A 26,056-nucleotide genomic window follows, 5' to 3' on the forward strand; every position below is an offset into this window, starting at 1 on the left:
CCGGTCAGGCGCCCAGGTAGGCGGTGCGGATGGCGGGGTTGTCGACGAGGTCGGGGGCCGGGCCGGAGAGAGCGATGTGGCCGGTGTTGAGGACGTAGCCGCGGTGGGCGATGGAGAGCGCCAGCTCGGCGTTCTGCTCGACCATGAGGACGGCGAGGCCGCGGTCGCGGTTGAGGGCGGCGATGAGGTCGAGGACGCGGTCGACGAAGATCGGGGCCAGGCCCATGGTGGGCTCGTCCATGCAGATCAGGGTCGGGGCGCTCATCAGGGCGCGGCCGAAGGCCAGCATCTGCTGCTCGCCGCCGGAGAGGGTGCCCGCGGGTTGGCGGCGGCGTTCGGCCAGGCGCGGGAACGACTCGTACACCGAGGCCAGTTCGGCGCGGACCCCGCTGCGGCGGGTGAACGCGCCGGTCAGCAGGTTGTCCTCCACCGACATCTCCGGGAACACCCGCCGCGCCTCCGGGACCGAGGCCAGCCCGCGCCGGATCCGCCCGGCGGGTGCCAGCCGGGTCACCCGCTCCCCCGCCAGCCGCACCTCACCCGTTCGCGGTGTGGTGAGCCCCAGGATCGTCTTCATCGTCGTGGACTTGCCCGAGGCGTTGCCCCCGAGCAGGCACACGATCTCCCCGGGCTCCACCACCAGGCTCACGTCGTACAGCGCCTGCGTCTGACCGTAGAACACCGACACCGAGTCCAGTTCCAGCAGGCTCATGGACGCGCCACCGTTCGTCGTTTGCCGAGGTACGCCTCGATGACCCGGGGGTCGGTCCTGACCTCGTCCGGCGTGCCCGCGGCGATCACCGCGCCCGCGTCGAGCACCAGCACCCGGTCCGAGAGCCGCATCACGAGGTCGATCTTGTGTTCCACCAGCAGGATCGTCTGCCCGGTCGCCTTCAGCGCCAGCAGCTGCTCCAGCACCTCCGCCGTCTCCGCCGGGTTCATCCCGGCCGTCGGCTCGTCGAGCACCAGCAGCGCCGGGCTCGCGGCCAGGGCGCGGGCGATCTCCGTCCGGCGCCGGTTCGCATACGACAACGTGTGTGCCGCGTCCGAGGCGCGTGGGGTCAGCCGGTCGCCGAACCGGTCGAGTTGCGCCGAGACCTCGGCTTGGCGCTCAGCCAACTCCCGGCGCACCGAAGGCGGCTCGACCAGTGCCACCGCGGTCTCGGCGAGCAACGATGCCCAACGCAAGACCGGCACGTTCCGCCACCGCGCCAACGGTCGGGCGGCCTCCAGCGTCGACGTCAGTCCAATCAGGACGTTCTCCGCCACCGACAGGTTGCCGAACACCCGCCCGTTCTGGAACGTCCTGGACAACCCGGCCTCGGCCAGGCGCTCGGGTCGCCACCCGGTGACGTCGCGCCCCAGGAACCCCACCCGACCCGCGTCCGGCCGCAGCACGCCGCTGACCAGGTTGAGCGCGGTCGTCTTGCCGGACCCGTTGGGCCCGATGACGCTCACCACCTCGCCCTGCCCCACCGTGAACGACACCCCGTCGACCGCGCGCAGCCCGGCGAACGAGCGCCGCAGCCCGGTGACCTCCAGGACCGTCATCGCGCCACCTTCCCCATCAGGCCCTGCGGGCGGAACAGCACCACGGCGAGCAGCAGCAGGCCGTAGGCGAGCATCCGGGTCTCCTCCAGCAGCCGCAGCGCCTCCGGCAGCCCGACCAGCACGATCGCGCCCACCACCGCCCCGAGCGGCGAGTTCAGCCCGCCGAGCACCACGATCGTCAGCGCGAGCAGCGACACCGAGATGCCGAACACGCTGGGGTCGATGTACCCGTACTGCTGCGCGAACAAAGCGCCACCGATCCCGGCCACGAACCCGCCGATGCCGAACGCGAGCGACTTGTGGTCCGCCGCCGCGATGCCGCTGGAGCGCGCCGCGACCTCGTCCTCGCGCACCGCGGACCAGATCCGGCCGAGGGTGGACCGCCGCAGCCGCACGACCAGCAGCAGCACCACCAGCAGGATGGTCAGGTCGAGGAAGTACACCGCCAGCGGCGCGCTCACCTCAGCGCCGAACAGCGACGGCGGCGGGATGGCGGACACCCCGGACGGCCCGTTGGTCAGCCAGTCGAAGTTCACCGCCGCCGCGGCCACCAGCAGCCCGGTCGCGAGGGTCGCGATGGACACGTAGTGCCCACGCAGCCGCCACGACGGTGACACCAACACGACGCTCAGCACCGCCGCCACCACACCCGCGATAGGCAGGCTTACCCAGAAGTCCATCCCGGTAGCGGTAGTCAGCAGCGCAGAGGTGTAAGCGCCGATGGCGAGCGGAGCGGCCTGTCCGAGCGAGATCTGCCCTGCCTGCCCGGACACCAGCGTGAGGGACAACGCCAGGATCGCGTAGACGACGACCTGCACGCCGATCTGCACCGTGTAGTCGTCCAACGCCACAGCGGGCACCACATACGCCGCCACAGCCGCCACCGCGACCTGCCACGGCTTGAGCCGGACGGTGCGCGCGGCGCCGAAGAACGTCCCCGTCATCGGCTCCGCCGCCAGCGGTGTCCGCTTGCCGAACAGCCCCGACGGCCGCACCCAGAGCACGAGCAGCAGCACGGCGAACGTGATCAGCGTGCGCGTGTTCCCGCCCCACCACGACACCCCGAACGCCTCCACGACGCCGAGCAACAATCCGCCCGCGACCGCGCCGGGGAGACTGCCCAGCCCGCCGAGGGTGGCGGCGGCGAAGGCCGACATCCCCACGGTCGAGCCGACGGTCGGCGAGATGTTGTTCAAGTACATCCCGCCCAGCACGCCCGCGACGCCGCCGAGCACCGACGCGACCACGAACGCCAGGTTCTGCACGCGCGCCAGCGGGATGCCCATCTGCGCGGCCGCGTCCCGATCCTGCGCCACCGCCCGGATCGCCCGGCCGTAACGGGTGGCGCGCAGGAACCAGCCGAGCAGCAGCATCAACCCGATCGCCACCACCAGGATCGTGACGTCGAGGGTTCCGAAGCGCAGTCCGCCGAGGCCGAGGTTGTCGGTGGCCAGCAGCGCCGGGAACCGCCTGGTCTCCGGGCCGAACACCAACTGCGCGCCGTTGTCCACCACGACCGACACCGCGAACGTGGACAGCAGCGCGGCGATCGGCGGTGCTTTCGCCAGCGGGGTCACCGCGACGAGGTTGATCACCAACCCGAGCAGGCCGGTGACCGCCACGACCCCGAGCAGCACCGTCCACAACGGCCAGTCGAGGTCGACGGAGAACCACCAGCCGGACATGGCGCCGACCGCGAACACCGAGGCGTGCGCGAAGTTGATGACGTTCGCCACGCCGAAGATCAGCGACAGCCCGAGCGCCAGCAGCGCGTACGAACTGCCGTTGACCAGACCTGCCAGGGCGGTGTCGAGCACCTACGCCCCCGCGAGCGTGAAGGCGCCACCCTTGACCACGAGCCGCGTCGACTTGGGCGTCGTCACCCGGCGGTCCTCGCGGAAGGCGAACGGACCGTAGAGCAGGCTCGGGATGTCCTTGCCCTCCAGCAAAGCCTTGCGCACGCCCTCGCGGGTGCCGTCGCTGTGCTCGACCGCCCACGCGAGGATCTTCAGCGCGTCATACGCACCGGCACCGAAGTCGTCGGGCTGCTTGCCGTAGCGCTTCTGGTACTTGTCCACGAACTCGCGCACCTGCGGCCGCGTGTCACCGGGGTGGAAGCGGACGATCAGCTGCGAGCCCTCGGTCGCCTCGCCGCCGAGCGCGATGTACTGCGGGGAGTACGCCGAGCTGGGCAGGGCGATCTTGGCCTGGCCGAGGCCGACGTTCTTCGCCTGCTGGGTCAGCAGTGCGGCGGCCTGGTAGTACGCGATGAACACGAGCACGTCGGCGCCCTTGTCCCGGCCGCTGATCAGGCTCGGCCGGAAGTCGGAGCCGTCGGCCTGCACGGCCTCGCTGTGCACGATCTCGTAGCCGGACTTCTTGGCGTGCTCCTCGTAGAGCTTCCAGGTCGTCTTGCCCCAGTCGGTGTTGATGTAGTACACCGCCTGCTTGGTGCCCAACGACTTCGCCAGGTCGGCCAACTCCGGCGCGTGGTCCTGCTGGGTGGTCGAGGTGCTCCACATGTACTCGCCACCCTTGGTGAAGTCGGGGTGCGAGTTGGTGAAGCCGAACTGCACGAGGTGCGCCTTCTCGTACACCGGCGACGCGGCCATCGACGCGGGGCTGGCGAAGTCGCCGAGCTCGGCGAGGACCCTGCTGTCCCCGGCGAACTTCTGCGCGACCGGCACGGACTGCTTCTGGTCGGACTGGGTGTCCTCCCAGAGCAGCTCGATCTCGCGGCCCTTGACCCCACCGGCGCCGTTGATCTCGTCGAGGGCGAGGTCGAAGCCGGTGCGCCAGATCTTGCCGTACTCGGCGGAGGCGCCCGACAGCGGAGCCGACACCCCGAAGAAGATCGGGCCCGCCGCGGGTGCGGGAGCCGCGGCGGCCTGCTCGCCGGAGAGCCTGCCGCAGCTCGCGAGCACCGCGGTAGCGCCCACTCCGGCCGCGGCGGTGAACAATCCACGTCTGCTGATCATCGTGCGCTTTCCTCACTCTGGGCGGGCACCCGCACCACCGTTGCGGTGATGGTCTGCGGGTTGGTCAACAGGTTCAAGATCGGGCAGGCCCGCTCGACGGCGGCGAACAGCGCGTCGATCTCCTCGTCGGTCGCGGGCGATCCGATCTGGACGGTGTAGGAGATGTTCTGCGGCGACGGCGGGACGTCCTCGAAGCCGGGGGTCCCCGCCTTCGGGTCGATGGTCGCGGTGACCTCGACCTCGACGGAGTCCAGGACGAGGTCGGCGGCCGCCGCCTGGATCAGGAAGATGTGCGTGACGCAGCTGCCCAGGACGCCGAGTTGCAGCTCGGGCGAGCTGGGGCCGAGGTCGTAGCCCGCGTAGTCCTGGCCGCTGTCGCTGAGGACCTGGTGGTCGCGGATGCGGATCCGGCGGACACCGCTGCGGCCCTCGGCGCTGACCTTCGCGGTCGGGGTGATGACGTCGGCGGTGGCGATGGTGTCCTGTTTGGACAGCCAGGCGAGGCGTTTCTGGGCGAGGTACTCGCGCAGCGTGCTCAAGGTTCCTCCAGGTCAGTCGAACTCGTCGCGCGGTGCGGTTGCCGCGGCGCGGGCCACCAGGTCGGCCAGCTCGGCGACCCGGAGCGGGTCGTCGGGCAGGTGGCTGGTGGCGATCCGGATGTGGTGCTCGGCGGGCGGGTCGATGTAGCACCGGCTGCCCGGCGCGACGGCGACCCCGTACCCGGCCAGGGTGACCATCGCGCGCGTCTCGTCGGGGACGGGGACCCAGAGCACGAGCCCGTCGCGCGAGTGGACGTCGAAACCCCGGTCGCGCAACGCGTCCGCGAGGGTCGTGCGGCGGTGGGTGTAGCGTTCCCTCGCCTGTCTGATCAGGACGCCCGTCGCGGGGTCGTTGATGAGGTACGCCTGCGCGTCCTGGAGGATGCGACTCGCCCACACCAGGCCGAACCCGCGCTTGTGCCGTACCTGCTCGACCAGGTGTTCGGCCCCGGCCACCACGCAGCTGCGCAGCTCCAGGCCGTACGCCTTGCAGTAGGAGCGGACCAGCAGGAGCCGTTCGGGTATGTGCGCGCCGATGCTGGCGACGGGGGCCGAGGCGAGCGGGCCGAGGTTGTCATCCTCCACAACGGACACATCGGGATCGCTCTCGAGCACGTCGGCCAGTTGCGCGGCGCGGTCGGCGGAGACGGTGTGCCCGAAGGGGATGTGGGCGCGCGGTTGGTAGATGAACGCGACGGGCTTGTGCGCCAGGGCCTCGGCCAGCGCCGCGGGGATCGGGCCTTCCTCGTCGCACCGCACGCCGATCACGCGGATGCCGGAGCGCCGCAACGTGTCCAGCACCCGCGGCGCGGTCGGTTCCTCCACCGCGACCAGCTCACCGGGCGCCGCGACCGCCTGGCAGGCCAGCAGCGTGCCCTCGTAACCGCCCGCCACGACCGTCCACGCCTCGGGGGCGAACGGCCAGGTGGTCGCGACGGCGGCTTGCAGGCGCGGGGTGATGTAGTCGTGCTCGAACCCGTTGAGCCGCTCGGTGCGAACCCCGGCCGCGACGGCGTCTTCCAACGGGGGCAACAACACCGGGTCGGGCAGCCCCTGTTCGAGGTCGATCGCCGACCACCCGGGGAAGCAGTCGCGCGGGGTGGAGTCCGGCGGCGCGAGCGTGGTCGTCCCACGGCGTCGACCGGTGTTGATGAGCTGCTCGGCCCGCAACTGCCCCCACGAGTCCGCGACCGTCGCCGGACTCACCGCCAGCCCGGCGGCCAGCGCCCGCACCGTCGGCAACCGGGTACCGGGCGGCAACTCCCCGTCCCGGATCAACTCCCCCACCGCCACCGCGATCCCCTTGGCCGTCCGATCCCGAATCCGGTTGACGAGCCAGTGCACCGGCGTCTGCGCGGTGTGGCTCATCCCCGACTCCCCCGGTTTGTGCGTTCTCGTCGTGCTGCGACAAGCAGGAACCGTAGCCGGCCGGAACCGCCGGTCAAGAACGTTTCACCTGGTGGCCGAACTGAACAAAAACCGCACAAAACCCGGGCATCCGGGTGACGCCCGTGATCGACACCACTCGCCGGAGGGTTTGTTCAGATCGCCGGGTGGGGGCGGTTACGGTTGGCTGACCTTGACCTGGTGGAGGCGCTGTGAGCGATGTCGAGTTCGTCGTCCGTGGTGGTGTCGGGCGGATCACGTTGAACCGGCCGCGGGCGCTCAACGCTCTCGACCACGCGATGGTGCTGGCGGTCACCGAGCACCTCGAACTGTGGCGCGCCGATCCCGCGGTGCGGGTGGTGGTCGTCTTGGGCGCGGGCGAGCGGGGACTGTGCGCGGGTGGCGACATCCGGTTCATCCACGAGGACGCCCGCGCGGGTGGGGAGGCGTCGCTGGCGTTCTGGGCTGATGAGTACCGGATGAACGCCCTGATCGCGCGGTACCCGAAGCCGTACGTGGCGCTCATGGACGGCGTGGTGATGGGCGGCGGTGTCGGGATCTCCGCGCACGGCAGCCACCGGGTGGTGACGGAGCGGTCCAGGATCGCGATGCCCGAGGTGGGGATCGGGCTGGCACCCGACGTCGGCGGCACGTACCTGCTGTCCCGGTCCCCCGGGGAACTGGGCACGCACATCGCCTTGACGGGCACCTCGATCTCCGGCCCGGACGCGATCCACTGTGGACTCGCGGACCACTACGCGCCCAGCGATCGGTTGCCGGACCTGCTGGAGGCGCTCGAATCCCGGGATGACGCCATCGCGGGCGTCGCGATCACTGCCCCGCCGAGCGCGCTGGCAGCAGAGCGGGAATGGATCGATCACTGCTACGCGCCGGATTCCGTCGAGGAAGTGCTCGACCGCTTGCGCGGCAGCGGCGAGGCAGCGATCGCCGCGGCGAAGGAGATCGAGCAGAAGTCACCGTCGGCCCTGAAGGTGACCCTGCGGGCCCTGCGCACCGCGGCAGTGCTGCCGGACCTGGAAGCCGTGCTGGCCCAGGACTTCCGCACCTCCCGCCGCGCCCTGCGATCACCGGACCTCGTCGAGGGCATCCGGGCCCGGATCATCGACAAGGACCGCTCACCCCGCTGGTCCCCCGCCACGCTGGCCGAAGTGGACGAGTCCCTGGTCGACAGCTACTTCGCGCCGTGATCGCCCCGAAGCGGTGGGCCATTACCTGCGAGGTAATCGACCGCGGGCTTCGCTTTGGTGAGACTTGAGGGGTCGGTTGACCTTGACTCAAGGGGTTCGAGTGAGCGATCTCAGCAGTGTTGTCGACGCGTACCTGGCCGTGTGGAACCGGACGGACGCGACGGCGCGGAGGGAGATGGTGGAGGGGGTGTGGAGCGAGGACGGGCGGTACGTGGATCCCCTGGTGGACGTCAGGGGGTGGGCGGGGGTTGACCAGGTGGTGGCGCAGGCGCAGGCGCGGTTCACCGGGATGCGGTTCGCGCGGGGGGCGGTGTTCGAGGAGCACCACAACGTCGCCCGGTTCAGCTGGGAGTTGATCCCGGCCGCGGGGGCCGAGGCGATCGTGGTCGGGTTCGACGTGGCCGTGGTCGACGGGAACGGGCGGCTCGAGGCGGTGTACGGGTTCCTGGACAGGTACTAGCGGGAGCGCAGGAACCGCTCCGTCGCCTCGTCGGAGGGGTAGAAGTTCTCGACGTGCAGTTCCTCGACGGTGATGTCGCGGGGTGTGCCGAAGGTGGTGACCGTGCCGAACAGGGACAGGTCGTGGCCGTCGTGGCGCAGCCGCAGCGGGGTGACGACGTCGAAGGGGTCGGTCGGGCAGTCGCCGGGGTCGGTCAGCGAGTTGGTCGACGGGAAGGCGAGCAGCTCCCGGTGCAGGTCGGTCAGGTGGACCAGGCCCGCGCGGAGCTGGCGCTCCAGGCGGGTCAGGACGTAGCGGCGCCACTGGGTCAGGTTCACGATGCGCGCGGCGAGCCCCCGCGGGTGCAGGCTGTAGCGCAGCACGTTGAACGGCGGCGCGAGCAGGTCCGGTGGTGCGCCCTCGGTGAGCAGGGTGACGGCGGTGTTCGCGTCGACCATGTCCCAGCCGCCGTCGACGACGAACGCGGGGAACGGGTTGTGGCTGGTGAGGACCCGGCGGACGGCGGCGCGGACCGACTCCAGGCGCGGGGTGTCCAGGGCGCTCTCGGGGTAGGCGGGGGCGTACCCCGCGGCCAGCAGCATCCGGTTGCGGTCGCGCAGGGGCACGTCCAGCTGCTCGGCCAGCCGCAACACCATCGCCCGGCTCGGCGCCGACCGCCCGGTCTCCACGAAGCTCAGGTGCCTGGCCGAGATCTCGGTCCGCGACGCGAGCGCGAGCTGGCTGACGTCGCGGATCCGGCGCCACTCCCGGAGCATCCCGCCGATCGACGCGGTCTGTGTCATCGCGGGCAATGCTACCGGTGCAGGGCAATGCTACCGGTGAAAGGCGGCCCGATCACCGGGACCGGGCCGCCGGGGCGGTCAGTCGAAGCTGTTGTCGTCGGAGTCCGAGTCCTCGAAGTCCTCGTCGGACCTGCGACGGCCCTTGATCACGTTGTGCAGGTCGAGCTGGTCCTGGGTCGCGTTCGGCCTGGGCAGCGGCGGTTCGCCGTCGAAGCCGCCGATCTCGTCGTCGACGAGGACGAAGGCGTGCCTGAAGGCGAACGGGATGGCGGAGCGGAACTCGAACAGGGTGCCGGGCAGGTCCTGCTCGGTGTAGGTGGGCGCCGTGGGCGTGTGGCCCGCCAGCGACCGGTGCTGGGTGATGTGGCTGACGGCGGCACTCCAGATCACCGGGTCGTCGATCCGGGACGGGCGCTTGAGCAGGGTCGGCCGGATGCGGTCGCGGTCGCTCGTCGCCAGGAGCTCGATCGCGACCCAGGGGGAGGTCCTGGGCAGGACACCCCACCGGTTCTTGATCGCGCTGTCGTAGAGGTTGCCGGTGAAGCCCTTGAGCTCGTGCAGGCCGTGCACCGCCAGCGAGTAGTCGGCGGTCAGCTCGGCGAGCCGCGTCAGTACCGAGCGCAGGTAGTTGTAGACCCCGAGGGACCGGTCGCGGTCGACCCACCCGGTGCCCTCGATCAGGTCGAACTCCTCGGACCAGTCCTGGTACCAGCCCGCCTTGGTGACCAGCGCCGCGTGCTCGGTGCCCAGCAGCGCGAAGGGCAGGCCGAAGGTCGCGTGCCTGCTGCTGCCGCTCACCCCGGTCGACAGGGTGTCCGAGCCGTAGACGACGTGGTCGCTGTTGTGCACGACCAGGTCGAACTCGCCCAACTTCCCCGCGGTGAACGCGCCGCCCTTGACCTGAACCATGATCGCGATCGCGGCGATGACCTCCCGGATGGCGCTCCGGCGCGACTCCCACCCGGCGACGTCGGTCACCTCGGTCGGACTGGTCTTGATCTCCATCGTGTACCCGAGGTACCCGAACGGCGCGTCCCCACCACCGCCGATGTCGGTCGTGATCTGCACCAACACCTGCCCGTGCGACACCACATCGGCGATCCCCGACCCACCGGCGGACTTCCGGCCGATCCGCACCCCGAGGAACTCCTGCTCCGTGCCCACCGAGGGCCCGGTGAACTCGGTGCGGTACGGCGACAGGTCGAGAGGCATCATGCGCGAACTCCGGTTCTGGGACCGACAGGTGGACCACCCACCCGATCGCCACCACCCACCCCGGCATATCACCCCACCCGAGTTGATCACCCGAATGGACGCTCGGATGTCCACCTCGGACCGGGTGTCAGGTGTCCTGAGCGCGACCGTGGCGGCTCGGTGGCGATCCACGGCCGGGCATCGGACGGGCGGGGCCAGTCGACAGCACGGCTCGCGAACTGCCAGAAACCCCCGCGGTCTGGCAACGAGCACGGCGGTGCCCGCGTCAAGGCATCCGGCTGGCGGACATCCTCATCGGACCGCTTCGGGCGTCCTCGCCCCGCTGCGGTCACGCGCATCGGCTCGGTCGTCCAACACGAGGATCACCCCCGCACCTGGTCGCCGCTGACCTGCACCGGCCGGATGAGCGACCACCGCCCAGTGGAGGCGGCCACCCGAACGGACGCTCGGATGTCCACCTCGGACCGCGTCCCGCGCGGGAACGGTCCAGTGGCGATCCATGGCCGGGCGTCGAGCAAGCGACGATGGCGCGGCCCACTCGGCGTGGCTGGTGGACAGCACGCTCAGCGGATGGGCAGGAATCCCGGCAGCCCTGCTCGCGAAGACAGCGATGCCCGGACTGGGAGTATCGAGGCATCCACTTGGCGGACATCCCCACCGGACCGCTTCGGGCGTCCTCGCTCCACCGCGGTCAGGCACGTCATCCCGGTCGACCACCACGCGGATCACGCCCCGCGCCTGGGCGACTCCGACCTGCGCCGATGAAGTGGTGTCCAAGACCGTCCCCGCTCAGACACCACCGCCACGAGCCGTGCCTTGACCGGACTCTGCGCGGACTGGCCACCCATCGAGGCCAGCCGGGATGAGTGACCGCCTGCCAGGCGAAGGGCGGTTGCCGGGTGTCCACCTCGGACCCGGTCTCTGCTGGTCCACGCCCCGGGCGATCGGTGCACGGGCAGAACGGGAGACGACCCTGGCTGGGGTCGTCTCCCGTTCTGCTGGAGTTGGTCAGCTGGCGCCCTGTGGTGCGGCCTTGCGGACGCGGGTGGCGGGGGCGATCACCGTGTTGTCGCTCGGGAGGGCGTCGCGGGTCGTGGGTTCGGCGGTGGCCTTGAAGACGATGGTGCCCTCGGTCAGGTCCGCGGCGGTGAAGGTGTAGGTGAAGGGGAAGCGGGTGGTGCGGTTGGGGCGGATGGTCTTGGTCAGCGAGGTGACGGGCTGGAAGCCGGTGGCGGTGCCGCGGTAGAGGGTGACCTTCACGGTCTCGGTGTAGTTGCCGTTGGCGAGCGTGACGTCGATCGGCTTGGTGGCGTCGACCCTGGCGGCGGTGGGGACGTCGAAGCCGGTGATCGCGACGTCGTGGGTGCGGATGGGGATGGTCTTGGTGATGGTCGCGGTGCGGCCGCCGAGGCTCGCGACGGTCAAGCGCGCGGTGTAGTCCCCGTCAGCGGCGTAGCGGTGATAGACGTATGAGCGGTCGGGGGCGACAACAGGGGTGCCATCGCCGAAGTCGAGCCGCTCGATGCTCGTGCCGTAGCCCTCGGGGTCCTGGGAGGTGTTGTCGAACCGCACCTCGTCGTGGATCGAAGCGCCTTCGGGCGAGACCTGCAGCGCGGGCCGCAGCACCTCCGCGGCCCGCAGGCCCAGCACCACGTCGTCGGCGCCCGCGTTCGCCGCGGTGAACTGGATGTGCAGCGTGCGGCCTGCCTCGGCGCGCAAGATCCCGTGGTGGCTGTGGACACAGGCCAACTCGGTCCGCTCAGGCCCGGTGTAGACGGCGGCGACGGCGTTGTGGTCGGCCCACGCGTCCGCGCTCAGCACCAGCGACCCGGTCTCGACAGGCGTGTACTCGTACCAGACCGACGGCGACCCGGGGTTGTGGTCGCAACTGGCCGTGGGCTCACCGGCCTCGACCGTGGCGGCCGCCAGCTTGACCTGCCCCGTGAACGGCAGCGCCCCGATGGTCTCGGCGGCCGCGAAGTGGTCGTTGGCGGGCTGCGGCACCACCTCGGCGGTGAACTGGAACGGCCACGACCACGAGTTGGCCGCGACGCTGAGGTAGTAGGTGACGCCCGCGCGGGCGTCCAGTTCGCGGATCTCGCTGCCGGTGGAGCAGCTGCGCGGGACGAGTGCCAGCGCGCCGCGGGTGCCGGTGTAGACGCCGGTGTCGACGTAGGCGCGGTGGAAGTCCAACGCCAGCGTCGTGTCCACAGTGGAGGTGAACGAGTACCACGCGGTGCCGTTCGCCGGGTGCAGGCAGCTGTTGGGGTCGTCCGGCGCGCGGGTGGCCTCCCGCGGGTCGACCTGCTCGGTGAAGGGCAGGGTGATCGCGGTGGCGTTGTCGAAGTCGTCGTTGGACGGTGGCGCGGCGTGCGCGGTGCCGGGTGCCAGTGCGGCGGCGGCCAGGGCGGCGACGGCCGTCGCGGCCAGGCGCAGGCGGGTCCCTCGCGTGGTCATGGCTCTCCAGGTGTCTCGTCGCATGGTCAGCTCAGGCCGTTCGGACCGGTGCGGACCGTCGTCGCCGGGGCCACGGCCTCGTTGTCGACCGGCCGGACGTCGCGCACGCCCTGGTCGAGGGTCACCACGGCCCGGAAGGTGACCCGCCCGAGGGTGGCGTCGCCGGGGGTGAAGGTGTAGTTGAACGGGAACGCCACGGTGCGGTTCGGTCGCGCGGGCACGTACTGGGTCGCGCGCGCGATCTCCTGGAACCCCGTGGACGTGCTGCGGTACAGCGTGACAGTGGCGTTCTCGGCGATCCTCGTGTTGCCGACGGTGACCTCGATCGGCTTCGTCTGCCCGGTGCGGCCCGCGGTGGGGACGGTGAACCCGGCGACCCGCACGTCGTGGGTCCGGACGGCGATCGCGCGGGTGGCGGTGGCGGTGCGGCCGCTGGCGGTGGTGGTCGTGACGCGGACCTGGTAGTCGCCGTCGGCGGTGAACTGGTGGCTCACCTGGTGGCCGGACCCGGTGGTGCCGTCGCCGAAGTTCCAGGTCGAGCCGGTGACGGCCTCGTTCTCGAGGTCCGACAGGTACTGCGAGAAGGTGACGGTGTCGAACACCGACGGGTCGAACACCTGCTGGGTGATCTCCGTGCGCAGGGCAGGGGCCGCGGCCAGTTCGAGCCGAGTCGGGATAGCGGCGGGCTGCCAGTTACTCACCTGGACGCGGTAGGTCTGACCAGCGGTGACAGCCAGCACGCGGCGGTAGTAGGCATCGCACAGGACCTCGGTGAGGCTGCCGAGCGAGTTGCCGGTGTAGACAGCGAACACGGACTCGTAGTCGTCGCTGGTCTGGTCGAAGGTGATCCATTCGGTGCGCGGCGCGGTGAACGAGTACCACACCGACGGGGCACCAGCTGTCCCTTGCACGCACGACGGGTTGGGCTCGGACGGTTCCGCGGTCGCCGCGCCCAACGCTGCCTCAGCGGCGGCGGGGACCGTCGTGATGGGTGCCGCGTTCGCGAAGTTGTCGTTGGCAGGCGGCTGGATGCTGTCCACAGTCAGCGTAAGAGGCGAGTTCGACCATGACGGGCTGATCACCATCACGTGGTAGGTGGTCCCAGCCACAACAGGGACCAGAGCCGCGTTCTCGCTCGAGTTGTGGCAGGTGCCCGGCACTACGGTCAGCGCTCCGCGCGTACCGGTCAACAGGGCCAGCGTGCCGTAGCCGTAGCCCGTTAGGTCTATCTGCACTAGGCCATCCGCAGTGGGGGTGAAGTCGAACCACACGGAACGTTCGTTGCTGGAACTGCACAGCCACGGATCGTCCGGCGCGGTGGTGGCCTCGGTGAACGTCACCGCACCCGCGAACGGCAACGACGTGACCGCCGTGGCGCCAGCGAAGTCATCATTGGACGGAGGCGCTGCCTCCGCCATCCCCGGCACAGCCACCGCGATCAGACAGGCGGCCACGACCGACTTGCACCACGACAGGCGCATCCCAGCACTCCCCAGAGTCAGGCCCCGCCCCCATTCGGAAGGACCCCCGGCCCCTGATTCGACCCAGCCACCGGTTCCGTAACCACTTACCCGACCGGAACGTCAAAGCTGCCGGTTGACCCGTCCACCTGGGTGCGTGCCCGGGCTCACTGGCACGTGGCCCCCCGCTTGCACCAGGTCAGCACCTTGCCCAACTGGGTCACGGCGCGCAGGTTGTCGGTGTTGTTCGCGAAGCGGACGCGGTCGCCGGGGGCGAGTTCCGGGGTGGTGCTGGCGGTGACGTCCGCGGTGGCCAGGTAGCCGATCACGGAGAGGAGGCGGATGTGGGCCTCTCCGGTGGCGGACTTCCACAGGGCGGTGCCGTCGTCGTTGAAGGTGATGGTGCCGGGGCCCTCCCAGGCGCCCACGAAGCCGCCCGCGGTGGGTGACTGGAGGCGGAGGCAGGAGTAGTTGGGAGTCCACTCGATGGCGGTGAGGTCGGCGCAGTAGTTGGTGGTCACGGCTGTGGTGCCGGTGGTGCGGAACGGGCGGCCGTTGTCGTCGATGGTGGTCTCGCCGCGGCGGGTGCCGGAGGTCCAGGTGAGGTGCAGGCGCCACTCGACCTCGTCGGTGGCGACGGAGGGGGTGATGACGAACTGCTCGACCTCGGACTCGTTGACCTGGAAGGGGAACCGCGGCGCGGGGATGGTTTCGCCACCCTCGGTGCCCGGTAGACCTACCGCGGACGGGTTGTCCTTGTTCAGGTCGACGCCGAAGCTGCGCGGTGTGACGTCCGCGCCGCACGGCGTGTCCAGCAGCACCCCGGACGCGGCGGGCTTGCGGGACACCACTTCCACGCGAAGCGACTGCAACACAACCGCCGCAGGAACAGAACCCTGCAACGTCAGCACTACCTGCCCTTGATCAGCCTGGATCGCACCCTCCGGCCGGTCTGTCAGCGGTATAGGGCCTGTGGGGTTGGGCACGACCCACCCACCCGCGCACTTGCCGGGACTCACGGTGACCACGGCCCGCAACTCCGCCTCGTCCGCGGGCGCCGTCACGACCACCACCGCCATCACCGCCACCCCCAGCACGACGACGGCCACGAGCCCCACCGCGCCCAGCACCCACCTCGGCAGCGGCGCGGTCACCGTCACCGCCCCGGTGATCGTGTGCGCCTGCACCACCGACCCGCCGACATGCCCGGACATCGTGTTGCCCGAGACCTGGTCATTGCCCGAGTCGCCCGAGACCTGTACGGGGCCCCGGACCGGCTCACCCGATGCCGGGCCGCCCGATCGGCCACCTACCCGCGTGGACACCACCAACGCCGCGACCGACACGGCCAACCCCAACAGTCCCGCGACCCACGAGGCCGCCTCCAGCACCGGCCGCAGCGGGTGCCGCTCGTCCGACAACCACCCCGGCACACCGAACTGCACCAACGCCCACGCCGCGACCCCGAACACCAAGGCCCCCGCCGCGATCCGCAGGGCCCGCACACCCCTGTCCGCCACACGCCCCCCTCAACCGGCGTCCATCGTCCCACCGCGAGTTGTCCACATCCCCGCGACCCATCCACAGCCCGCGATGTCACCCTGGCCCCCGGTCCCGCACTCCGGAAGGCTGGAAACGGGAGCTGCTCGGCACGGCCCACGCCCGCGACCACCGCATCACCGCGCGGCAGGCCCTCCCGAGCGCGAAGCACCGCGTCCGGCCCCCTCGCGCAAGACCGCGTTGGTCAACCTGCCCAGCACCGCGTCTGCCCGAACCGGCAAACCCCCAGCCATCGACCCCACCCCACCGCCGGTTCCCGCGGCCGCTCCCATCGCCGAAAGCGGATTTCCGCCGCAGCGCTTTTCCCACCCCGATCCGAATGTGTGATCGCCCGCGGTCGGGGGTACGTGAAGGGTGATCGTGTTCGACAAGCAGTCTCGACGCCACGAGACGCCACGGGTTGGGAGTAGATGATGCCTCGGGTTCAGCAGCACCGCCGCCGGTTGCCGGGTAGCTGGTTCCGCACGACCTCGGTGCAGAGCCACTACCGCCGCTCGCCCGCACTGATCCCCACCGTCATCGCCGTCGCGCTCGGGCTGATCCTGCTGGCCGTGCTGGTCTTCTGAGGTAGCACCACACGGGACGGGGCCGCCGCCGGGCGGTCCCTTCTGTGTATTCAGAGTAGCCTCGGCTGTCTGTGAAAAACCGTTCCGCGACAAGTCTTGTCGGCGGCGCGGAACTAGTAGGAGAGTGCTTTTCCAGCGATCGGGCGTCCCCCCGATCGCCCGGGGATCACCACACTGGGAATGTGTGAAAGCAAGTCATTCGGACATTCCCTCCCCCTGCGTGTGGTGAACCCGGTCAGGGAAGGCACGGTTTATGGCAATCACCCTCCGAAAGAGCCTGATCGCGGGTCTCGCGGTCAGCGCGGTCGTCCCGGCGGTGCTGTGGGCGGCCAGTTCCTCGGCGACGGCGGCGCAGCCCGCGCAGCAGCCGAAGTACCAGCCGGAGATGGTGTCGGTGCTGGCCAAGTCGCTGGGCATCGATGAGGGCGCGGCGGTCGCGCGACTGGACCGCGAGGCCGCGCAGCAGCAGAAGCTCGCCGACCTCACCCGCGGTGGCCTGCGGATCGACGGCAGCTTCGTCGACGCCAACGGCACCCTCACCGTCAACACCACCGACGCCTCGTCGGCGGCCACGGCGCGCTCGGCCGGTCTCGCGACGCGGGCCCCGGCCCGCGGTGAGGCCGCGCTCAGCCGCGTGCAGGCGCAGCTCGACCAGGCCGCGACCCGGCAGGTCCCCGCCGGTGTGGCGTCGTGGAGCGTCGACGTGGCCGCCGACGTGGTCAAGGTCGAGGTGTCCGACGCGGCGCGGCCGCAGGCCAAGGCGTTCCTCGCCGAGGTCGCCAAGTTCGGCGCCGCGGTGCAGGTCGTCAGGACCGGTACCCCGCTGCAGACCCAGGCGGTGGTGTACCCGGGCAGCAAGATGAACATCAACGGCGGCAGCGGCTACTGCTCCGTCGGCTTCGGTGCCCGCAACTCCTCCGGCACGCAGTACCTGGTCAGCGCCGGTCACTGCATCGCGGGTCTGCCATCGCTGTACAACAACGGCGCCGCGTTCGCCAAGGGCACCGCCACCCGGTTCGCGGTGGGCAGCAACAGCGTCGACATGGGCGTCGCCAAGATCAACTCGGGTAACTCGATCGCCACCACGGTCGGTACCTGGGGCGCCACCACCAACGTGGCGGTGCGCGGCGGCACCAAGGCGTCGGTCGGCTCGTCGATCTGCAAGTCCGGCGCCACCAGCGGCTGGACCTGCGGCACCATCAAGGCGTACAACGTGACGGTCACCTACACCGACCAGAACGGCGGCCCGGACACCGTGGTCCGCGGCCTGGCCAGCTCGTCGGTCTGCACCATGGGCGGCGACAGCGGCGGCGCCTACATCTCCGGCAACCAGGCCCAGGGCATGACCTCCGGCGGCCCGACCGGCCAGCAGTGCACCTTCAACGGCGGCGTGCAGAGCGGGAAGTCCTCCTACTTCCAGCCGCTGAGCGACGCGCTGTCCTACTACGGCCTCACCCTCACCGTGGGCTGATCAGCACCGCTCACCCACCGTCGCCGTCACCCCGAGGGGGTGGCGGCGACGGTGCCATCAGGGTGATACTCCGTCCTCGCCCTAGGAGAGTGAGCGCCATGACCGGGTTCCGCCAGGAGAGCGAGGTGGGCGCGGTGCCGCGCGAGGAGAACTTCGGCGACGCGCTGCGCACCGCCATCCACCGGCGCGACCTCACCCTGGACCGGATCCGCAGCAGGCTCGCCGACCGGGGCGTCGACATCAGCCTGGCCACCCTCAGCTACTGGCAGCAGGGCCGCAGCAGGCCGGAGCGGGCCAAGTCGCTGCGGGCGCTGCGGGAGTTGGAGACGATCCTCAACCTGCCGTCGAACGCGCTGTTCGACCTGCTCGACCCGCCGAAACCCCGCGGTCGGCCGTTGGCACCCAGCGGGGTCACCGGGACCCGCCTCTACGGCGACGACTCCCCGATCCGCGGGGTGCTCGGCGGGTCGTTCGAGCGGTTCAACAACGGCATCGTGCCGATGAACCTGACCGAGTCGTGCACCGTGGACGCGGGCCGGTCGCTGCGGCTGATCAGGACCATGCAGGTGCTGCGCGCGGTGCGGGAGGACCAGGACCACTTCCTGGTCGTGCACGGCGTCGACGAGGGCGACGTCATGCCGACCGACATCCGGGTGCACTCCGGGCACCTCGGCGAGGTGCGGGTCGACCACGAGAACGGCTTCCTGGCCGCCGAGATCCGCTTCGGCCGGGTGCTGGCGAAGAACGAGACGACCATCGTCGAGTACGACACCGTCCTGGGCGAGAGCGCCGTGCCGTCGCGGGTGCACGAGCACCGGTTCCGCAACGCGGTGCCGAGCGTGCTGCTGCGCGTCCGGTTCGACCCCGCCGCGCTGCCCACCCGCTGCCACGGCTACTTCCGGGACTCGGTCCCGGCCGCCCAGAAGAACCGGCGCAGGCTGCTGGCGGACGCGTCGAACACCATTCACACGTACTTCCCGAAATGCGTGCCCGGGGTGTACGGGTTGATGTGGCAGTGGAAGTAGCTCAGATGACCATCCCGGTCGGCCGGATGATGATCGTGTTCACGTCCACGCCATCGGGTTGGGTCAACGCCCACACGATCGTCTCCCCCAGTTTCTCGGCGGAGAGGAAATCGCGGTCGGGCACGCCGCCGGGTGCCTTGTCGAAGAAGTCGGTGCGGGTGGCCCCCGGGGAGACCAGGGTGACGCCGATGCCGTCGTCGACGAGCATGCGCCGGGTGTTCTCGGCGAGCCCGGTGACGGCCCACTTGGTCACGCCGTAGAGGTTGCCGGGCGAGTGCACGTGCCCGGCGACGCTGCCGACCAGCACGATCCGCCCCTGGGTGGCGCGCAACGCGGGCAGCGCGACGTTGATCAGCACGGCCGGGCCGAGCACGTTGGTCAGGACCATGTCGCGCCACCCGGCGGGGTCACCGTCGTCGAGCCCGTCGAACACCGCGAACCCCGCGTTCGCCACCACGCAGTCCAGCCGCCCGAACGCCGCCACCGCCCGCTCCACCGCCGCCCGCACGGCCACGTGATCAGCGGCGTCCCCCGGCACGGTCAACAGCCCCTCCGGATCGCCCAGCCGCGCCGCGAAAGCCCGCAACTTCTCCCCGTCCCGGCCGGTGATGACGACCCGGTACCCCTGCTGGAGCAACTGCTCCGCGGTCGCCGCGCCGATTCCACTTCCGCCACCGGTCACCAATGCCACTCGCGCGTCGGACATGATCTCCCCAGATTCCGAAGGTGATGTCGACTTTATACGCGCGCCCGTTTCGCGCCGCAAACTTCTGGAGTTGGAGCAAACTCCAGCGCTTTTCACGGGAATACCGCACCGGCCGGACCGGAGTAGGCTGGCATCCGGCGACTCTGGAGGGGGCCTCGTGCGACCTTTGTGGACGGAGCGGTTGGACGACGGTTTCGACCGGTACGTGCTGGAGCGCGAGGACGTCCTCGCCCCGCTGTTCGGCGAGATCAGCCCGGTCCCGTTCGCCTGCGCGGTGTGGCGGCTGGCCGGACCGCCCGCGGTGGACCCCGGCTACCTCCGGCGCCACCCGCGGGTGCTGTCGGCCGACCTCGACCCGAGCGGGTGGGACGGCACCCTGACCGCGTCGGTGAGCATCGCCGCCCCCTGGCCCGCCACGCTGGCGTGGCCCCGCGACTGGTCCGCCGACCGGGGCTGGCGCGACTGGCCCACCCTGTTCGGCCAGTACGTCGACCCGACCGACCGCGACATCGCCACCGTCCCCCACCTGCGCTCGACCCTGCTGGTCCAGGCCCCCATCCCGTTCACCGACCTCCCCCCGGCCCCCCATTCCACCGACGCCGTCCCCGAAGCCGCCCGCCTGGTCCTGACGACCCTGGTGCGCGAGCTGAACGCCCTGCTGACCCCCCTGCTCACCCGCCTGGACACCGCGCCCAAGCCCACCTGATCAACACCCCCTATCGCGTCCGACCGGGTGGGTGCGGCACACTCGCGGTGCCGCGTCCGGGGGTCGGCACTGGGGAAAGGTCTGTGGGGGACATGTTCTTGTTCACGCGCGCCGCGGTGGCGGTGGTGCTCGGGCTGGTCGTGTTGCGGCGCCGGATGTCCGTGGGCGCACCGTTGCTGGCGGCGATGAGCGAGAGGCAGTTGGCGGCGATCCTCGCGCACGAACTGGGCCACTACGCCAACCGCTGTACCAGCTGGTGTTGCTGGCGCTCGTCGACGCCGGGCACAGCCGCTGGTCGGTCGACTGGACCTTCCTGCCCAGCCCGGACACCGGCGAGTTCGACCTGTCCGTCTGTTGGTCCACTCTGGAGGGAAGCGTTGAGGAAGTTGTTCTCCCGTAAGAAGTCCGTACCGGACCTGGTGCCGGACGAGGAAGTCAGCGACAACCGGATCCCGGACCACCCCGGGGTACTGGCCGCCTACCGGACCGCGCTCGGTGGTGACTGGGAACCCGCCGCAGAGGTGGTCGCTTCCACCTGGGGCGACTGGGAAGCGCGGGCGGATGTCGTGTTCGAGCTCGCGGACGCGGCCGCGCAGGACGACGGTTGGCTGACCGCGTGGCGCGCCGCTCGCCCGGACGACCCCGGGCACGCGGCGGTGCTGGCCCAGTCGTTCGTGCTGCGCGCCTGGGAGATCCGCGGCGCGCGGAAGGCGGACGAGACGACCCCGGACCAGGTCGAGGGCTTCCAGCGCCTGCTCACCGAGGGGCGTGCCGCCGCGCTGGTGGCCGCCGAGGCCGCGCCGGAGGACCCGACGCCGTGGTGGACGCAGGTCATGCTGGCGCGTGGTCTGCCTGTCCCGCACGCGGAGTTCGAGGCCGTGTGGGCCGAGTTGGTGGCCAGGGACCCGCTGCACCGCTACGGCCACATCCAGGCCCTGCAGTACTGGTGCGCCAAGTGGCACGGCTCCGACGACCTGATGACCGACTTCGCCACCCGCGCCGCGGCCAAGTCCCCGCGCCTGGCCCTGATCGCCCTGCTCGGCGCCTTCGAGCACACCGACGACCGCTGGCGCGCCCCCGACGTCGTCGCCGCCCTGGACGCCCTCATCGCCCGGCTGGCCACGGAGACCGCGGAAACCAACTTCACCCGCAAGGAACGCGGCTGGGCCATCCACGCCCTCATGGCCAACAACCGCCCCGCCGACGCGCTCACCCAGTTCCGCGCCCTCGGCTCCAGAGCCGACAACGAACCCTGGTCCCTCACCGGCCAGGCGCGCCGCGTCTTCCTGCACACCCGGGAGCAGGCCCGCACCGAGGCCGCTCGCTAGGTGTCCCATCTCGGGCATCTTGGTACCGGGAGGTGGCGTGTGACCCTGGAGGAGTCCTTGGCCGAACTCGCGGAGTACGACTCGCCGCGGAAGGTGGCGGCACTGCGGGTGCTGCTGGCCGCCACCGACCCGGGGCTCGACGACCGGTTGCTCGCGGCGTTCCAGGCCCTCACCCGTGTCGCGGCTGGGCACGTGGCCGAGTTGGCCCCGCTGTGGTTGGGCGACCAGCGAACCACCTGACTCCACCGGCGAACGCCCCGCCCGCTGTCCGGCCAGGCGGGGCGTTCGTCCTGTGTGGACCTCAGCCCGGGTAGGAGGTGTAGGTGATGTCAGCGGTGTTGCCCGGACCCGCTACCAAGCGGTTGAGGGTGCTGGTCGCCTGGCCGCAGTCGCGGAACGGGGGGATGGTGACGGTGCCGGTCATCGGGTTGGGGGTGCCGTTGGTCGTGAAGTCGGGGCCGGAGGTCAGGGGGAGGTCGACGGTGGTGGTGCAGTTCGGGGTGAGGTAGGTGCGGTTGCCGATCGTGATGCGCGGGACGGTCACCTTCTGCCGGGTGGTCACCGTGAACACGCCGCCGCGGAAGGTGCCGGTGGCCGGGGACACCGGGGTGAACTCGACGTTCGCGGTGCCGTAGGTCGCGAGGCGGACCTGGGTGGGGGCGAAGGTCGGGTTCGAGGTGTGGGTGCCGGTGGCGAGTTCGAGCGCGGTCGCCTGCTCGCCGACGAGTCGCAGGGCGGTGTCCTTGATCGCGATCATCCCGCCGATGTCGAAGTAGTGGCGGGCGAGGAAGTCCCCGGTGCGGACGGGGAACACCTCGCTGCGGCGCTCGCCGCCCCTGTCGACGGCCTTGACGCGGATGTAGTAGTCGGTGTTGGGCTTGAGGCCGGTGACGGTCCCGGTCGTGGTGCCCGCGCCGATCAGTCGGACGGTGGGCACCTCGTCGACCAGGATGTCGTAGCCCAGGGGCGGGCCCATGAGCCCGCGGGTGGGGTCCCACGACACGGTGATGCTGTCGGTGGTGATGGTGCCGAACCTCAGGTTCCGCGGCGCCGGGTGGTTCTCGGAGATGATGCTGTCGGTCCGGATCGTCATCCACCGCTTGGGCTCCACGACGGTGCACGGGGTGCTGATCCCGCCGCGCACGGCGGGTGAGGTGTCGGCGCGCCGAGGCCGCAGGCCGACACCGATGCCAGTCACGTCAACGTAGTTGGTGCCGGTCAGGTAGCTGGAGTAGACCGGCGCGGTGTAGCCGATCACCGGGACGACAAGCTCGCGGCCGGGGGTGATCGGGGTCGAGGCGAGGGCCAGGGTGTTGTCGGCCCGGGCGGTGTAGGTCCCGCTGATGGCCACCTGGAGGGTCACCTGCCCCTCGACCGTGGCGGCGCCCTTGGCCACCAGGGCGTCGACCGCCGTGACGGGCAGGGTGACGGTCCCGGTGATCCGCCGCGCCTCGGCGGCCGGGCTGAGGTACGCCGGGTTCTCCACGTCGACCGCGACCGCCACCCGCACCGACCCCACCAGCGGATCGGCGCACTGGCCGGTCACGTCGACCGACATCACCTGGGCCGCCGCGGGCACCGCGGTCAACCCGACGACAGCGACGGCGCCCAACACCGCGCCCGCGATTCTCCTGGTACGCACAGGGTTTCCATTCGGAAGGGGAACAGGGACACCGGCATCGTATGGCCGGCCACCCCCGCGAACCAACGACGTTGCGCCGAACGCAGGCCGATGCCTCCGCACTCGAAACACTTGCCCGGGAAGGCAATCCGGCCCTCACTGCCCGGTGAGGCCGGTCTCCGCGACACCGCGGAGAAGGTAGCGCTGCAAGAGGGTGAAGACCCCGATGATCGGCAGGACGGACACGGTGGCGGCGGCGAAGAGCAGGGTGGTCCTCGGGTTCTGGGCGGTGAGCAGGCTCGACAGGGCGACCTGCACGGTCCAGGTCGACGAGTCCTGGGCGATGACCAGCGGCCAGAGGAACTGGTTCCAGCTGCCGATGAAGTCGATGACCGCGATGGCGGCGAGGATGCCCGCCGAGTTCGGCACGACGACCCGCCAGAAGACGCCCCACCGGGACAGGCCGTCCAGGCGCCCCGCCTCCTCCAGCGGGACCGGGAAGTCCAGGAAGTACTGGCGGAACAGGAAGACGTTCACCGCGCTGAACAGCCCGGGGACCACCAGTCCGCGCAGGTCCGACAGCCAACCGAGGCTCGACACCACGACGAAGCTGGGGACGAACGTCACGGCGGTCGGCACCATCAGCGTCGCCACGACCGCGTACAGGACTTTCGGGGCGTGCCGGTAAGGGATTCTCGCCAGGCCGTAGCCCGCCAACGAGCACAGCACCACCTGGCCGACGGTCTGGAGCACCGCGACCACCGTCGAGTTCACCAGGCTGCGCGCGAAGGGGATCTCTTTGTAGGAGAACACCTCCCCCAGCGCAGGCCATGCCCGCACACCCAAGGCCACGAACGGCACCAGGAACAGCACCGTCACGGGGATCAACGCCAGCAGGCGCAGGAGTCGCATCATGCCTGCCTCCGCAGGACTCGGCCGGACAGCAACGTCACCAGCGCGATCACCAACGCCAGCACGACCGCGCCCGCGCTCCCCCGGCCCAGGTCCTGGCCGCCGGAGCCGAGGGAGGTGTAGTACAGGTACACCAACGGTGGGCGCGCGAACGGCGGGTAGCCGCGGGAGTCGCCGAGGATGTTGTAGAACTCGTCGAAAGCCTGGTAGGCGTTGATGAGGTTGAGGGTCAGCACCGCGACCAGCGCGCCGCGCAGACCGGGCAGGGTGATGTGCCGGAAGGTCTGCCAGCCCGGTGCGGCGCCGTCGATCCAGGCCGCCTCGTACAGGTGGGTGGGGATCCGGTGCAGCGCGGCGATGAACAGGATCATGTAGAAGCCCAGCTGCAACCACAACCGGGCGGTGACGAGCACGACCCAGTACAGCGGCGGGTCCACGGTGCCGACCCACGCCTGCGGATCGGCACCGAACCAGCCGAGCACGGTGTTGGCGACCCCACTGTCCACACCGGAGAACAGCGACATCTTCCACACCAGCGACGCCACCACGTAGGAGCACGCGAACGGCAGGAAGAACACCGACCGGAAGAAGGCCCGCGCGACCCGGATCTGGTTGACCAGCAGGGCGAGCGCCAGCGACAGCACGACCGTCGTGGGGACGATGAACGCGGCGAACACGGTGAACGTGCCGATGCTGTCGAGGAAGGCGCGGTCGGTGAGGATGTCCACGTAGTTGCCGAAGCCGACGAACTCGGTCGGGGTCACGGTGTTGCGCGCGTCGAAGAAGCTGAGGTACGCGCTCCAGGCGATCGGCAGGTACGTGAAGAGCAGCAGCCCGACCGCGAACGGCCCGACGAACAGCCAGAACGTCCGCGTGGTCCGCGACCTCACCGGTCCAGCCGCGCGATCTCGTCCTTCGCCACGTCCAGGGCCGCGCGCAGTTCGGCCGTGGGATCGGCGCCCTGCCTGGCGATCCGCGCGACCGCGTCCGACAGGGCGGTGTTGGCGCGGGCGGACCAACGGGCCGGGCTGGCGACGCGGCCGCCGCGGGTGACGAACCCGACGATGTCCTTGCCCGGCCCGGCCCGCAGCGGTTGGGCGCTCGCGGCGAGGCTCTCCCTGGCGGGCAGGTGCGCGCCGAACGCGGTGGCGAACTCGGTCTGGTACTCGGCCTTCTCGACCCACAGCCACTTCACGTACGCCTTGGCCGCCTCGACGTCGGCGCCGCGGGCGTTCACCATCGCGCTGTACGCCCCCACCGGCACCGACTCCGCGCCCGCGGCGTCCAGGCGCGGGAACGGCAGGACGCCGATGTCGTCGCCGAGCGCGGCGGTGATCTTCGGCAGGTTCCACAGACCGGTCCACTGCATCGCGACCCGCCCGTCGACGAACGCGCCGGGATCGGACCAGTCGGTCGGGGAACCGAGGAGCAGGGCCTGGTTCAGGTCCCGCAACTTGCCGAACACGGTGGCGGCGCGCGGGTCGTCGAACCCGGGAGCCTTGCCGTCCTGGGAGAGGAAGTCCAGGCCGGCCGACCACAGCAACGGCGCGGTGAGCACGCCGACCCCGCCGTCGTTACCCGCGAAGAGCCCCCGCACCGAACCGGTGTTGAGCCGTTTGGCGGAATCGATCAGCTCGTCCACGGTCCGCGGCGGGGTCACACCTGCCTTGTCGAGCAGACTCTTGCGGTAGTAGAGGACCTGGGTGTCGATCGCCTGGGGGATGCCGTAGAGCTTCCCGTCGACCGTCTGGGACTCCAGGAGCGTCCGCACGAAGTCACCCTTGGTGTCGCCGAGCAGGTCGTCGAGCGGCACAACCTGCTTCTGCCGCACCCAGTCGACCTTGACCTGCGCCTCGAACACATCCGGCACCCCGCTGGTCTGCAACGCCGTCAACACCTTGGAGTCGTAGTCCCCCGGGTTCCACTGCACCTCGACCCTCGCCCCCGGGTACGCGGCGGCATACCCGCGCACCGCGTCCTGCACCCCGTCCTCGCCATAAGCGTGGTACCAGTGCCGCAAGGTCCCCGCCGCACCCCCACCCCGCCCCGTGTTCGACCCACACGCCGCGAGCCCCAACAACCCCGCGACCACCCCGAACGACCGACGGCTCAGCTCGGCACCCAT

Annotated in this window: 24 protein-coding genes and 1 pseudogene; 9 read left to right on the top strand and 16 right to left on the bottom strand. The window is 70.7% G+C overall.

The features are described from left to right. Window positions 1-4 precede the first annotated feature (4 nt). The 6 genes from CLV68_RS16860 to CLV68_RS16885 are packed head-to-tail and all read right to left on the bottom strand — an operon-like array spanning window position 5 to window position 6,436. Window positions 5-712, bottom strand: a complete 708-nt coding sequence (locus tag CLV68_RS16860; protein ID WP_121391823.1) for an ABC transporter ATP-binding protein — start codon at window positions 710-712, stop codon at window positions 5-7. Continuing rightward, on the bottom strand, window positions 709-1,551 hold the full coding sequence (locus CLV68_RS16865) for an ABC transporter ATP-binding protein (protein ID WP_121391824.1): 843 nt from the start codon (window positions 1,549-1,551) through the stop codon (window positions 709-711). Before CLV68_RS16865 ends, CLV68_RS16860 begins: the two co-directional genes overlap by 4 nt. Beyond that, entirely contained in the window at window positions 1,548-3,368 is a 1,821-nt protein-coding gene (locus tag CLV68_RS16870) for an ABC transporter permease (protein WP_121391825.1), read from the bottom strand. The genes CLV68_RS16865 and CLV68_RS16870 overlap by 4 nt, the downstream gene beginning before the upstream one ends. After that, on the bottom strand, window positions 3,369-4,529 hold the full coding sequence (locus CLV68_RS16875; protein WP_121391826.1) for an ABC transporter substrate-binding protein: 1,161 nt from the start codon (window positions 4,527-4,529) through the stop codon (window positions 3,369-3,371). It abuts the gene before it with no gap. Next, window positions 4,526-5,068, bottom strand: a complete 543-nt coding sequence (locus tag CLV68_RS16880) for an OsmC family protein (RefSeq protein ID WP_121391827.1) — start codon at window positions 5,066-5,068, stop codon at window positions 4,526-4,528. Before CLV68_RS16880 ends, CLV68_RS16875 begins: the two co-directional genes overlap by 4 nt. A 12-nt stretch (window positions 5,069-5,080) precedes the next feature. Continuing rightward, window positions 5,081-6,436: an aminotransferase class I/II-fold pyridoxal phosphate-dependent enzyme gene (locus tag CLV68_RS16885; protein WP_121391828.1), complete on the bottom strand. Its 1,356-nt coding sequence runs from the start codon at window positions 6,434-6,436 to the stop codon at window positions 5,081-5,083. A gap of 230 nt (window positions 6,437-6,666) precedes the next feature. On the opposite strand from CLV68_RS16885, the gene CLV68_RS16890 reads away from it, so the two are divergent. After that, window positions 6,667-7,662: an enoyl-CoA hydratase/isomerase family protein gene (locus tag CLV68_RS16890; RefSeq protein WP_121391829.1), complete on the top strand. Its 996-nt coding sequence runs from the start codon at window positions 6,667-6,669 to the stop codon at window positions 7,660-7,662. A 100-nt stretch (window positions 7,663-7,762) separates the two neighbouring features. Beyond that, the gene (locus CLV68_RS16895; protein WP_121391830.1) at window positions 7,763-8,122 is read left to right on the top strand and encodes a nuclear transport factor 2 family protein; all 360 of its coding nucleotides are present in this window, start codon (window positions 7,763-7,765) and stop codon (window positions 8,120-8,122) included. Here CLV68_RS16895 and CLV68_RS16900 read toward each other — a convergent pair. The 5 genes from CLV68_RS16900 to CLV68_RS33980 form a co-directional block, all read right to left on the bottom strand. Next, the gene (locus tag CLV68_RS16900) at window positions 8,119-8,904 is read right to left on the bottom strand and encodes a helix-turn-helix domain-containing protein (RefSeq protein ID WP_121391831.1); all 786 of its coding nucleotides are present in this window, start codon (window positions 8,902-8,904) and stop codon (window positions 8,119-8,121) included. The genes CLV68_RS16895 and CLV68_RS16900 overlap by 4 nt on opposite strands. A 78-nt stretch (window positions 8,905-8,982) precedes the next feature. After that, the gene (locus CLV68_RS16905) at window positions 8,983-10,119 is read right to left on the bottom strand and encodes an actin cross-linking domain-containing toxin (protein ID WP_121391832.1); all 1,137 of its coding nucleotides are present in this window, start codon (window positions 10,117-10,119) and stop codon (window positions 8,983-8,985) included. A gap of 1,008 nt (window positions 10,120-11,127) precedes the next feature. Beyond that, window positions 11,128-12,576, bottom strand: a complete 1,449-nt coding sequence (locus tag CLV68_RS16910) for a PKD domain-containing protein (protein WP_170224411.1) — start codon at window positions 12,574-12,576, stop codon at window positions 11,128-11,130. Window positions 12,577-12,602: 26 nt separating this feature from the next. Then, window positions 12,603-14,057 (bottom strand): PKD domain-containing protein, encoded by a 1,455-nt coding sequence (locus CLV68_RS16915; RefSeq protein WP_147460030.1) that lies wholly within the window; start codon window positions 14,055-14,057, stop codon window positions 12,603-12,605. 146 nt (window positions 14,058-14,203) lie between these two features. Then, window positions 14,204-15,556, bottom strand: a complete 1,353-nt coding sequence (locus CLV68_RS33980; protein WP_170224412.1) for a hypothetical protein — start codon at window positions 15,554-15,556, stop codon at window positions 14,204-14,206. A 453-nt stretch (window positions 15,557-16,009) separates the two neighbouring features. Here CLV68_RS33980 and CLV68_RS33985 point away from each other — a divergent pair, with 453 nt between their 5' ends. From CLV68_RS33985 to CLV68_RS16940, 3 genes are all read left to right on the top strand, one after another. After that, complete coding sequence (locus tag CLV68_RS33985) at window positions 16,010-16,162, top strand: hypothetical protein (RefSeq protein ID WP_170224413.1); 153 nt, start codon at window positions 16,010-16,012, stop codon at window positions 16,160-16,162. Between the two features lie 253 nt (window positions 16,163-16,415). Beyond that, window positions 16,416-17,633, top strand: a complete 1,218-nt coding sequence (locus CLV68_RS16935; RefSeq protein WP_121391836.1) for a S1 family peptidase — start codon at window positions 16,416-16,418, stop codon at window positions 17,631-17,633. Between the two features lie 98 nt (window positions 17,634-17,731). Beyond that, complete coding sequence (locus CLV68_RS16940; RefSeq protein ID WP_121391837.1) at window positions 17,732-18,658, top strand: helix-turn-helix domain-containing protein; 927 nt, start codon at window positions 17,732-17,734, stop codon at window positions 18,656-18,658. A 1-nt stretch (window position 18,659) separates the two neighbouring features. On the opposite strand, the gene CLV68_RS16945 is transcribed toward CLV68_RS16940, so the two are convergent. Continuing rightward, complete coding sequence (locus tag CLV68_RS16945) at window positions 18,660-19,364, bottom strand: SDR family oxidoreductase (RefSeq protein ID WP_121391838.1); 705 nt, start codon at window positions 19,362-19,364, stop codon at window positions 18,660-18,662. A gap of 157 nt (window positions 19,365-19,521) precedes the next feature. Here CLV68_RS16945 and CLV68_RS16950 point away from each other — a divergent pair, with 157 nt between their 5' ends. From CLV68_RS16950 to CLV68_RS16960, 4 genes and pseudogenes are all read left to right on the top strand, one after another. Next, window positions 19,522-20,070 (top strand): hypothetical protein, encoded by a 549-nt coding sequence (locus CLV68_RS16950; RefSeq protein WP_147460032.1) that lies wholly within the window; start codon window positions 19,522-19,524, stop codon window positions 20,068-20,070. A 92-nt stretch (window positions 20,071-20,162) separates the two neighbouring features. Next, window positions 20,163-20,303 (top strand): annotated as a pseudogene (locus CLV68_RS35675) (M48 family metalloprotease); the annotation flags it as partial. 144 nt (window positions 20,304-20,447) lie between these two features. Next, window positions 20,448-21,398 (top strand): DUF4034 domain-containing protein, encoded by a 951-nt coding sequence (locus CLV68_RS16955; RefSeq protein WP_246010009.1) that lies wholly within the window; start codon window positions 20,448-20,450, stop codon window positions 21,396-21,398. A gap of 39 nt (window positions 21,399-21,437) precedes the next feature. Next, the gene (locus CLV68_RS16960) at window positions 21,438-21,638 is read left to right on the top strand and encodes a hypothetical protein (RefSeq protein ID WP_121391841.1); all 201 of its coding nucleotides are present in this window, start codon (window positions 21,438-21,440) and stop codon (window positions 21,636-21,638) included. A 61-nt stretch (window positions 21,639-21,699) separates the two neighbouring features. Here CLV68_RS16960 and CLV68_RS16965 read toward each other — a convergent pair whose 3' ends face one another. The 4 genes from CLV68_RS16965 to CLV68_RS16980 form a co-directional block, all read right to left on the bottom strand. Beyond that, window positions 21,700-23,040 (bottom strand): fibronectin type III domain-containing protein, encoded by a 1,341-nt coding sequence (locus tag CLV68_RS16965; RefSeq protein WP_147460033.1) that lies wholly within the window; start codon window positions 23,038-23,040, stop codon window positions 21,700-21,702. A gap of 135 nt (window positions 23,041-23,175) precedes the next feature. Then, the gene (locus CLV68_RS16970; RefSeq protein ID WP_121391843.1) at window positions 23,176-23,934 is read right to left on the bottom strand and encodes a carbohydrate ABC transporter permease; all 759 of its coding nucleotides are present in this window, start codon (window positions 23,932-23,934) and stop codon (window positions 23,176-23,178) included. After that, window positions 23,931-24,821, bottom strand: coding sequence for a carbohydrate ABC transporter permease (locus CLV68_RS16975; protein WP_121391844.1), 891 nt, complete (start codon window positions 24,819-24,821; stop codon window positions 23,931-23,933). Before CLV68_RS16975 ends, CLV68_RS16970 begins: the two co-directional genes overlap by 4 nt. Further along, window positions 24,818-26,056, bottom strand: coding sequence for an ABC transporter substrate-binding protein (locus CLV68_RS16980; protein ID WP_121391845.1), 1,239 nt, complete (start codon window positions 26,054-26,056; stop codon window positions 24,818-24,820). The genes CLV68_RS16975 and CLV68_RS16980 overlap by 4 nt, the downstream gene beginning before the upstream one ends.

This window comes from Actinokineospora cianjurensis, assembly GCF_003663795.1.
GTDB lineage: Bacteria > Actinomycetota > Actinomycetes > Mycobacteriales > Pseudonocardiaceae > Actinokineospora > Actinokineospora terrae.